11 protein-coding genes and 2 pseudogenes are annotated in these 9,313 nt (G+C 71.9%); 5 read left to right on the top strand and 8 right to left on the bottom strand.

Features of this window, described 5'->3' with window-relative positions; all coding sequences use genetic code 11:
- Positions 1-74: 74 nt before the first annotated feature.
- Positions 75-1,550, top strand: a complete 1,476-nt coding sequence (locus tag ACWZEH_RS32510) for a PepSY-associated TM helix domain-containing protein (RefSeq protein ID WP_456194639.1) — start codon at positions 75-77, stop codon at positions 1,548-1,550.
- Between the two features lie 119 nt (positions 1,551-1,669).
- Here ACWZEH_RS32510 and ACWZEH_RS32515 read toward each other — a convergent pair whose 3' ends face one another.
- The 3 genes and pseudogenes from ACWZEH_RS32515 to ACWZEH_RS32525 form a co-directional block, all read right to left on the bottom strand.
- Complete coding sequence (locus ACWZEH_RS32515) at positions 1,670-2,056, bottom strand: tetratricopeptide repeat protein (RefSeq protein WP_456194640.1); 387 nt, start codon at positions 2,054-2,056, stop codon at positions 1,670-1,672.
- Between the two features lie 50 nt (positions 2,057-2,106).
- Entirely contained in the window at positions 2,107-2,346 is a 240-nt protein-coding gene (locus tag ACWZEH_RS32520) for a hypothetical protein (protein ID WP_456194641.1), read from the bottom strand.
- A gap of 214 nt (positions 2,347-2,560) precedes the next feature.
- Positions 2,561-3,009, bottom strand: a pseudogene (locus tag ACWZEH_RS32525) (MarR family winged helix-turn-helix transcriptional regulator); the annotation flags it as partial.
- Positions 3,010-3,041: 32 nt separating this feature from the next.
- On the opposite strand from ACWZEH_RS32525, the gene ACWZEH_RS32530 reads away from it, so the two are divergent.
- Positions 3,042-4,007, top strand: coding sequence for a pirin family protein (locus tag ACWZEH_RS32530; protein ID WP_456194642.1), 966 nt, complete (start codon positions 3,042-3,044; stop codon positions 4,005-4,007).
- A gap of 336 nt (positions 4,008-4,343) precedes the next feature.
- On the opposite strand, the gene ACWZEH_RS32535 is transcribed toward ACWZEH_RS32530, so the two are convergent.
- The 5 genes and pseudogenes from ACWZEH_RS32535 to ACWZEH_RS32555 all read right to left on the bottom strand — a co-directional run.
- A complete protein-coding gene (locus tag ACWZEH_RS32535; RefSeq protein ID WP_456194643.1) occupies positions 4,344-4,493 on the bottom strand; it encodes a DUF4235 domain-containing protein in 150 nt (49 codons plus the stop codon).
- 124 nt (positions 4,494-4,617) lie between these two features.
- Entirely contained in the window at positions 4,618-5,073 is a 456-nt protein-coding gene (locus tag ACWZEH_RS32540) for a DUF3618 domain-containing protein (protein WP_456194644.1), read from the bottom strand.
- Complete coding sequence (locus ACWZEH_RS32545) at positions 5,070-5,489, bottom strand: phage holin family protein (RefSeq protein ID WP_456194645.1); 420 nt, start codon at positions 5,487-5,489, stop codon at positions 5,070-5,072. Before ACWZEH_RS32545 ends, ACWZEH_RS32540 begins: the two co-directional genes overlap by 4 nt.
- A gap of 155 nt (positions 5,490-5,644) precedes the next feature.
- Positions 5,645-5,827 (bottom strand): phosphatase PAP2 family protein, encoded by a 183-nt coding sequence (locus ACWZEH_RS32550; protein WP_456194646.1) that lies wholly within the window; start codon positions 5,825-5,827, stop codon positions 5,645-5,647.
- Between the two features lie 210 nt (positions 5,828-6,037).
- Positions 6,038-6,526 (bottom strand): annotated as a pseudogene (locus ACWZEH_RS32555) (YhjD/YihY/BrkB family envelope integrity protein); the annotation flags it as partial.
- A gap of 100 nt (positions 6,527-6,626) precedes the next feature.
- Here ACWZEH_RS32555 and ACWZEH_RS32560 point away from each other — a divergent pair.
- From ACWZEH_RS32560 to ACWZEH_RS32570, 3 genes are all read left to right on the top strand, one after another.
- Positions 6,627-7,418, top strand: a complete 792-nt coding sequence (locus ACWZEH_RS32560; RefSeq protein WP_456194647.1) for a PRC and DUF2382 domain-containing protein — start codon at positions 6,627-6,629, stop codon at positions 7,416-7,418.
- A gap of 354 nt (positions 7,419-7,772) precedes the next feature.
- Entirely contained in the window at positions 7,773-8,507 is a 735-nt protein-coding gene (locus ACWZEH_RS32565; RefSeq protein ID WP_456194648.1) for a hypothetical protein, read from the top strand.
- Positions 8,508-8,689: 182 nt separating this feature from the next.
- On the top strand, positions 8,690-9,307 hold the full coding sequence (locus ACWZEH_RS32570) for a sigma-70 family RNA polymerase sigma factor (RefSeq protein ID WP_456194649.1): 618 nt from the start codon (positions 8,690-8,692) through the stop codon (positions 9,305-9,307).
- Positions 9,308-9,313: the final 6 nt, after the last annotated feature.

A 9,313-nucleotide genomic window follows, 5' to 3' on the forward strand; every position in this document is an offset into this window, starting at 1 on the left:
AACTCGGAGCCCCGTCGCTCCGACCACTGGAGCAGCACCGCAGCCGCCAAGTCGCCCTGGGGAGAAGCCCACCGATGACCACCGCCCCCTCGACCACCACGGACGAGGCCCCCCGGCCCTCCACCTCCGCACGGCAGGGATCCGGCTGGAGCGCCCTGCGCCCCCTGGTTCTGCGCCTGCACTTCTACGCGGGCGTGGTGGTGGCCCCGTTCCTGCTCGTCGCCGCCCTCACCGGCCTGCTGTACGCCGCGTCCTTCCAGGCCGAGAAGATCGTCTACGACCGTGAGCTGACCGTCCCCGTCGGTGACCGCGAACTGCCGATCTCCGAACAGGTCGCCGCCGCCCGCAAGGCCCACCCCGAGGGGGTGGTGTCCGCGGTACGCCCCTCGCCCGAGGCGGACGCGACGACCAGGGTGATGCTGTCCGAAGTGGCGGGCGTGGACCCGAACCACACTCTCGCCGTGTTCGTCGACCCGTACACCGGGGAGGTGCGCGGTGCGCTCGAGCAGTACGGTTCCAGCGGCGCGCTGCCGCTGCGCACCTGGATCGACGAGTTCCACCGCGACCTGCACCTCGGCGAAACGGGCCGCCTCTACAGCGAGTTCGCGGCCAGCTGGCTGTGGGTGATCGCCGGCGGCGGCCTGGTGCTGTGGTTCTCCCGCCGCCGCGCCCTGCGCAGGATCCGCGGCACCAGCGGCCGACGGCGCACGCTGGGTCTGCACGGCGGCATCGGCGCCTGGGCCGCGGTCGGCTTCGTCTTCCTCTCCGCGACCGGGCTGACCTGGTCCACGTACACCGGCGCCAACATCGCCGACCTGCGCACCTCGCTCGGCCAGGAGACACCCGCGGTGTCGGCCGCGGCGGGCGGCGAACACGCGGAGCACGACACGGCCGGCGGCGCCGGGGGCGACGCGGCGCACGGGGTCGGCCTCGACCAGGTCCTCGCGGCGGCACGGGCCGAGCGGCTCGGCAACCCGGTGGAGATCGTCCCGCCCGCCGACGCGGACTCCGCTTACGTCGTCAAGCAGATCCAGCGCAGCTGGCCCGAGAAGCAGGACGCCGTCGCCGTCGACCCGGCCACCGGACAGGTCACCGACGTCGTACGGTGGGCCGACTTCCCGGTGCTCGCCAAGCTCAGCCGCTGGGGCATCGACCTGCACACCGGCAGCCTCTTCGGCCTGCCCAACCAGATCGCGCTGATGCTGCTCGCGGCCTCTCTGATCCTGTTGATCCTGTGGGGCTACCGCATGTGGTGGCAGCGCGGCCGGGGCTCGGCCTTCGGCCGGCCGATCCCGCGCGGCGCCTGGCAGCAGGTCCCGCCGTACGTCCTCGTCCCCCTCCTGGCGTCGATCGCCGTGGTCGGCTACTTCGTCCCGCTGCTCGGCATCCCGCTGGCAGCCTTCCTCGCCGTCGACATCGTCCTCGGGGAGATCGCACACCGGCGGGGCCGGAGGAGGACAGGGGACGGGGAGACCGGGGGAGCAGGGGAAGCCGGGAAGGCCGGGGGAGCCGAGGGCGGCGAACCGGCCGGGGCGGCGCGGACGCCGTAGCCGGAGCGCACGTCCGGACGAACCGCACGCGCGCCGGTGCCCGGCCCCCTCCGGGAGGAACCGGGCACCGGCGCGCGTGACGTCACCGCGCAGGGCCGGGCCGGGCGCGGGCCCGCTGCCTACGCGGGGGTGGACTCGCGGTCGACGCCGCCGCTGAGGTCGTCGTCGAAGCCGCCCGCCAGCGCGGCGGCGATCCGCAGGTGGGACTTCGCCTCCTCGCTCCGACCCTGCCGCTCCAGGGTGCGGCCGAGCATCAGCCGGGCGTAGTGCTCCACCGGGTCGCGCTCCACAATGACGCGCAGCTCGGCCTCAGCGCGGCGCAGTTGAGCCGAGTGGTAGTAGGAACGCGCCAGCAGCAGCCGCGGTCCGGTCTGCTCCGGCACCTCCTCGACCAGCCCGTTCAGAACGCGTGCCGCGGCGGTGTAGTCCTTGGCGTCGAAGAACAGCCCGGCACGCTCCCAGCGCTCGGCCGGGGTTCCGTGGTCGTAGTAGTACGTGGTGTCCACTCGTGACCTCCTTCGACGCCGACAACGGACGATGTTGCTTGAATATTCCACTACCGGCCCGGGGTGGTGGCCCCGGCGGCCGGCTCCCGGTCGGCCCGCTCCTTGACGAGTGCCAGCACCCTTCCGGTGGCAGCGAGTTCCTCGGACGGAATGCCGGCGTAGATCCTGGCGGCGATCGCCTTGGTTTCGGCGGACGTCGTGTCGTGCAACTGCCCCCCGGCGTCCGTGATCCGCACCAGAGGGGCCTCGTCCGGGGCCGGCAGCCCCGCGTCGGTCAGCCCGTCGACCACGCCGTCCGCCTCCGGGCGGCCGGTCTTCAGGTGTCGTCGAGGTCCCCGGCCAGACGGGCGCGGTCGACCGGCCCCTCGGCCGCGGCGACGAGCCGGAGGGCCACCGACCGCTGGAAGGAGATGCCGTGGCGGGCCAGCACGCCCTCCAGGACGGCGCGGCTCGCGTAGTGGGCAAGGCCGATGACACGGCCGTCGACAGGGGGTGCGGTGGTGGTCAGGACTGCTCCGTCTCATGAGCGTTGGCGTGGTCGCCGGCGGCGTCCGCCGACGCGGCGAGGGGTGTGTCGAGGAGGGTCGTCAGATCGCGGGTGAACGCGCGGGCGCGCGGCCCGTCGAGGCCGTCGAGGGGCTCCAGCAACTGCCCCAGGAGCACGTGAACGACGTAGATCGGCTGGCGGGCGACCTCGGTGCCCCGTTCCGTGAGAGCCAGTTGCACGGCGCGCGGGTCGCGCGGGTCCCGGGCGCGTTCGAGGAGGCCGGAGGCCTCCAGGGCGCGGGCGAGCTTCGACACGTAGAGCGCTTCGAGTCCCGTGTGGTCGGCGAGTCGGCGAGTCGGCGCTGGCTGGGCCGCTCTCCGGCACGTCCCATTCCGTACAGCGAAGCCACCAGCGAGTACTGCGCGTGGGTCAGCCCCAACGGGGCCACCGCGCGGTCGACCGCGACGCACCGCGTCACGCGGGGCTAAGTTGTGCGGCATGAGCAATCTTGAGCGGGAGGCCGTTCCGTCCCTGTGCGGGGGGCGCGGCTTCGTGGTGGCGGAGCCGGTACGGGAACTCCTCAGTCCCCGCAAGGTCAGGCTCGGGGAGTCCAGCGAGGTCCGGCGGCTGCTGCCGAACCTGGGGCGGCGCATGGTCGGCGCCTGGTGCTTCGTCGACCACTACGGTCCCGACGACATCGCCGACGAGCCCGGCATGCAGGTGGCCCCGCACCCGCACATGGGTCTGCAGACGGTGAGCTGGCTGCACGAGGGCGAGGTCCTGCACCGCGACTCCACGGGCAGCCTCCAGACGATCCGCCCGCGCGAACTGGGCCTGATGACGTCAGGCAGGGCGATCAGCCACTCCGAGGAGAGCCCCCGCTCGCACGCCCGCTTCCTGCACGGAGCCCAACTCTGGGTCGCCCTCCCGGACGGTCACCGCCACACCGACCCCCGCTTCGAGCACCACGCCGACCTGCCGGCCGTCACGGCGCCGGGGGTCGACGCCACGCTCATCCTCGGCAGTCTCGACGGCGCCACCTCGCCCGGCACGGCGTACACCCCGATCGTCGGCGCCGACCTGTCCCTGGCCACCGGCGCGGACGTCCGCCTGCCGCTGGAGCGCGACTTCGAGTACGCCGTCCTCGCGATGTCCGGAGAGGTCCACGTGGACGGCGTACCGGTACTGCCGGGCTCGATGCTCTACCTCGGCTGCGGCCGCGACGAACTGCCCCTGCGCGCCGAGTCCGACGCGTCCGTGATGCTCCTGGGTGGCGAGCCGTTCGAGGAGGAACTGATCATGTTCTGGAACTGGATCGGCCGCACCCAGGACGAGATCGAACAGGCCCGCCGGGACTGGATGGAGGGCTCGCGGTTCGGTGAGGTGAAGGGGTATGACGGCGAACCGCTGCCTGCCCCCGAGTTGCCGCCGGTGCCGCTGAAACCGCGAGGAAGGGTCCGTTGACCTGTGTGAATACCTGAGAGTCGGTGACTGGCGGGTGGGTGGCCGTCGGTCGCTGCTTTCGCTTTCCGACCGCTCGCGGGGCGGCGACCGAGCAGATCGCATGCTTGAGTCGGAGTGACGGGCGAATTCACGATGCCACCGTCTGCGGACGGCTGTGGCAGGGCTTTTGCCGACCTGACGCCGACTTGCCCGACGCCTCGCCAGGCATGGTCGAGATGCTCTTCTCGCAACTCCGTCGCCTGCGGCGGGCTTTGCAGCTCCGGTGCCAGCCGGAGAAGTGCCGACCTGGCGGACGGTCGAAGCGCCCGCCGACGGCGGTGTGGTCACGTTTTCCTCTCACCGGCCCGGGCCGGCCGGGCGGCGGGTGCCGGCGACTCCTGTCCGGTCGACGGCGGCTTCGGCGTCGACGAAGATCGCGCCCTGTGGTGTGGCGGCGAGCAGAACCTCCTGCCAGGTGCGGTCCTCGTCGCGGCCGAGTGCTTCCACACCTGCTTGAACAGCCCCTCGGCCGATACGCCGCCGGTCGGCCGGGCGCCGGTCGGCCGGACGCCCGGCCGACCGGCTGGTAGGCGACTTTCGATGCCTTCGCAGTTACTTCCCGCCTCGGTAGTTACTTCCTGCCTCGGCGGCGGAGCAGCAGCCACGTGGCCACCGCCACGCTGCCGGCCACGATCAGCACGGTGCGGTTGTCGCAGGCGGTCCGGGCGCCCTGCTGGGCTTTGGCGCGGACCGGTTCGGGTGCCTTGTCCTGCCACACCTGTCCGGCCTTGGCCTTCGCCCGCTCGGCGGCTGCGGTGGCCTTGTCCTTGACCGGGTCGGGCAGTTTGTCCTGCAGCAGGTGCGCAGCCTCGGCAGCCTTCACCTTGGCCTGCCCGGTCAGCTCCGCGGCCTTGGCGCCCGCCTGTTCCTTCAGCGCGGTCGCCTTCTCCTGCGCGTGGGCCCTGACGTCCGTCTTGGCGGCCAGGCTCTCGACCGTCTCACCGAGCTTCTGGCGGGTCTGCTCGACCTGCTCGCGCAACTGCTCGGGGCTGGAGGCGGTGGACTCGTCGGGGGACGGCTGGTTCATCGCTGTGCACTCTCCTTGATCTCGGCCACGTCGGCCTTGACGCTGTCGATGGTCTGCTGCGGTGCCGGGGGAGTGGCCCGGCCGAACTCCTTCTTGCCCGTCAGGGTCAGCACGGCGGTGATCACGCCGAGGACGGCGGTGACGATCAGGGCCGCGGCCCATACCGGGAGGGGAACGGCCAGGGCCGCGACGGCGGTGGCAACCAGGGCCTGCAGGGTCAGGAAGCCGACCAGGCCGGCTCCGCCGAACAGGCCCCCGCCCTTGCCGTACCGCTTGCCCTTCTCCTTCATTTCCGCCTGCGCCAGCCGCATCTCCCCGCGTACCAGCTCCGTCAGCTGCTGGGAGGCTCGCTGGACCAGATCACCGACCGGCTCCTGCGAGGGACTCGGGCCGCGGTGGGAATCCTGACTACTCATGACGGATTGCCGCCTTTCTCAGCTGCGGTGGTGGTCGGGCCCTGCACGGAGGCGTCGGCGTGCCGTTGAACGAGGTACGCCGCCTCTCCGGGTCCCGGATACCCCGGAGTGGCCATACCATCCGGAGGACCTGCGGGTTCGGTGGCTCGCGGCTGTCACCGCGGCAGGCGCATCGCCAGGTGGGGAGCACGACGTGTCAAGGCGGTTGCGGCCAGGCCGATCACGGCGCCGACAGCTGCGTCGGAGGGGTAGTGGGCGCCTGTGTGCACGCGTTCGACGGCCACCAGGGCGGCCGGCACCGCACACATCACGCCCGCCCACGGCCACACCGCTGCCACCGCGGCACTGAACGCCGCCCCTGCGGCGGTGTGTGCCTGGAGTGGAAGGGCGAAGTGCCGGGGCGGTCATGGACCTCCTCGTGCGAGATCCATTCCTTCGGCGGCCGACGCCGATGCCACACCTGCTTGAGGACACGGTTTGAAGCCGGTTCCGCCACGGCCATGCTCGCCAGGCCGGTGATCGCGGCCCCGCGCCCCCGCCACCCGGCGACGGATGAAGGCCGCGACGTAGCCGGATGCCGACCACACCGCCGGCCCCACGATCGCCATGACCGAGCCGACACGCCCGTTGCCCTGCGGTTGCGTTACGACGTCGAGGGCCGATCCGGGGGTGGGTTTCTGGAGGTTGTCCAGCACCTGCTGCGTCGCCGGCTCCCCGGCGATCCCGAGCAGCGGGACAAGTACCAGCAGCGCGGGGAAGGAAGAGGGCGAGGACCCCGTGGTAGGTCAGCGCCGCCGCCCGGTCGGCCGGCCCGTCGTCCTCGACTCTTTGACGGTGCCCTTCAGTACCGCCTGCCAGGAGCGCGCAGGCAGTTGGGTGGGCTCGTCCGGGGCCTGCCGCTCGATCTGCTCGTTCGGTCCGGCACCCCTCTCGAACCCGGGTGCTGCGTCCCTGCCGGTCGCGCCGTGCCGGCCCTGCCTCCACGTTGCGACCGTCCGTGCCGTGACGGGTGGGTATCCGGGTGTTTGCCCCGCCATGGCTCACGCCCCGCACCCGTCCGAAGGTAATCCTCATTGTATGTTTCGCGACGTTTGTGAGGGTTAGCCGGTCTGGGAGACCAATAGGAGGAGTATCGCGATGATCACCCGAGAGCAGATTCCGACCGTGCTGGACCACCCGGTCTACGACACCGACGGCAACAAGATCGGCGACGCCAAGCACATCTTCCTCGACGACGCCACCGGCCAGCCGGAATGGGTCAGCGTCAAGACCGGCCTGTTCGGCACCAGCGAGTCGTTCGTGCCGATCCACGACGCCCGCGTCGTCGAGGACCACCTGGAGGTCCACTACGCCAAGGACAAGGTCAAGGACGCACCCAACGTCGACGTCGACGCCGGAGGTCACCTGTCCGAGTCCGAGGAACACCGCCTGTACGAGCACTACGGCATCGACTGGGACGCCGCCTGGCAGCGGGCCAATCAGCCTGGAACGGGCGGCTGGGCCCGCACGGACGCCGAAACCGCCACCGGTACCGGCGCGGCGGCCACCGGTGATGACGCGATGACCCGCTCCGAAGAGCAGATGCACGTCGGCACCGAGCGCCAGGAGGTCGGCCGGGCCCGGCTGCGCAAGTACGTCGTCACCGAAGAGGTCCAGCAGACCGTTCCCGTGCGCCGGGAAGAGGTTCGCGTCGAACGCGAACCGGTCACCGAAGCCAACCGTGATGAGGCCATGGCAGGCCCGGACATCGGCGAAGCCGAGCACGAAGTGACGCTGCACGAGGAGCGGCCCGTGGTGGAGACCAGGTCCGAACCGGTCGAGCGGGTCCGCCTCACCACCGACGAGCACACCGACGAGGAGACCGTCACCGGCGAGGTCCGCAAGGAGAAGATCGAGACCGACGTACCCGAGGACAAGCGCCAGCGGTAAGAGGCCGCTTTCTCCCGTTGTTTCGTCCTGGAATACGTGGTTGGTGCGATTCTGCGGGGTCGCGCCAGGAGGCGGGTGCCGGCCACCGGGGCCTGGACGCCGGCCGCGGTGACCGGCACGGGCGGCAGCAGGCCGAGGGCGAAGGTGACGGTGCTGCGCTTTGTGCCCTCACCGCGCTCGGCGGTCCGCGGTCGGGCAGCTTCCCGGGCCCGAGCAGAAGCCGGCGAGGTCGACCCGTGAGGTCCGGCCGGTTGCTGTGACCTGAGTCACGGCGGCTGGATTGAGTCGGAACCCGGGGGTCCTTGCGTACCCTCTCGTGACGCGTGGGATCCGGACTGCGAGGATGAGGCCGCCATGACTGCTGGGGGGTGTTCTCGCGCGCTCAGGGCCGCCGTGTTCGCGGCCGTCTGCGTGCTGCTCACCTCTCTGGGCCACGTCATGATGTCCGAGACCGCGGTGCCCTGGTGGGCCATGACCGCGGGGGCGGCGACGACCGGCGGCACGGCCTGGCTGCTGGCCGACCGGGAGCGCGGGCCGGCCCTGGTCGGTTCCTTCACGGTCGCCGCACAGGTCGTACTCCACACGTGGTTCTCGCTCACCCAGGCAGTCGTTCACCCGGAAACGTCCCGTGACGGAACGCTCGTTCGGCGGTGGCAGGACCACCTGGTGGGCGGTTCGCACGGGGGGCCGGGCGCGGAGCACGAGGCCGTGCCGGCCTCCATGGGCTTCATGCGGCACCCGACGGGTGCCCTGCATTCCGTGGCGTCGACGGACCACATGGGAGCGGCGCACTCCCCGGACCACGGCACGGGCGGCATGTCCTCGACCGGCATGCTCGCCGCCCACCTGCTGGCCGCGTTGCTGTGCGGCCTGTGGCTAGCCCACGGCGAGCGTGCCGCCTTCCGCATCCTGCGGGCGCTCGGGGGCTGGCTCGTCGCACCACTGCGCCTGATCCTGCGGTCGCCCGAGCCGCCGCACCGGCCGCGCGTCCGCGCCCGCCGGGGCCGCTCGGCCCGCGCGCTGCGCCGGCTTCTCCTCGCCCACGTGATCGTTTCTCGGGGACCGCCCGCGGGGACCGCTGTCGCCTGACGACAGCCGGTTTCCCGAGGCCGTCCACGCGGACGACGAGCCGTCGGCTCCCGCCTCGGGCATCGGCCGGGTACTCCCGTGCCCGGCCGTCCACCCCTTCACCGGATTGCACCGTGCCGCCCGCTGTCGCGCGCGCCGGTACGGACGCCGGTCCCTGGATCCCCGAGAAGGAGAGACACCAGGTGATCACGCCTGTCCTGCCTTCAGCACACGAAAAATCAGGAGAAGCGTCGGGAGACGACTCGATCACCGCGTGGGCACTCGCCGCCCGCAGCGGCGACCCCGACGCCGTCGAACACTTCGTCCGCGCCCTGCACCGAGACGTCCGCCACTACGTGACGTTCCTCGGCGCCGACCCTCAAAGCGCCGACGACCTGACCCAGGACACGTTCCTGCGGGCCCTGGGCAGCCTGCACCGCTTCGAGGGCCGCTCCTCGGCCCGCACCTGGCTGCTGTCCATCGCCCGCCGTGCGGTGGCCGACAGCATTCGCCACACGTCCTCCCGACCACGCCTGGCGGACACGGACGACTGGCAGTCGGCCGCCGAACGCACCCAGTCGCGCGGCCTGCCCGGCTTCGACGACGGCATCGCCCTCGTCGAACTTCTGGACACGCTTCCGGACGACCGCCGGGAGGCGTTCGTCCTCACCCAACTGGTGGGCCTTGCCTACGCGGAGGCGGCGAGTGTCAGCGACTGTCCCATCGGCACGGTGCGCTCACGCGTCGCCCGCGCCCGCACCTCGCTGATCGAGTGGTTGGACGAGGCCGAGCGCTGCACACCGGCGGCCGCCGCGGCCTGACCGGCC

The organism is Streptomyces yamdrokensis, from assembly GCF_053890455.1.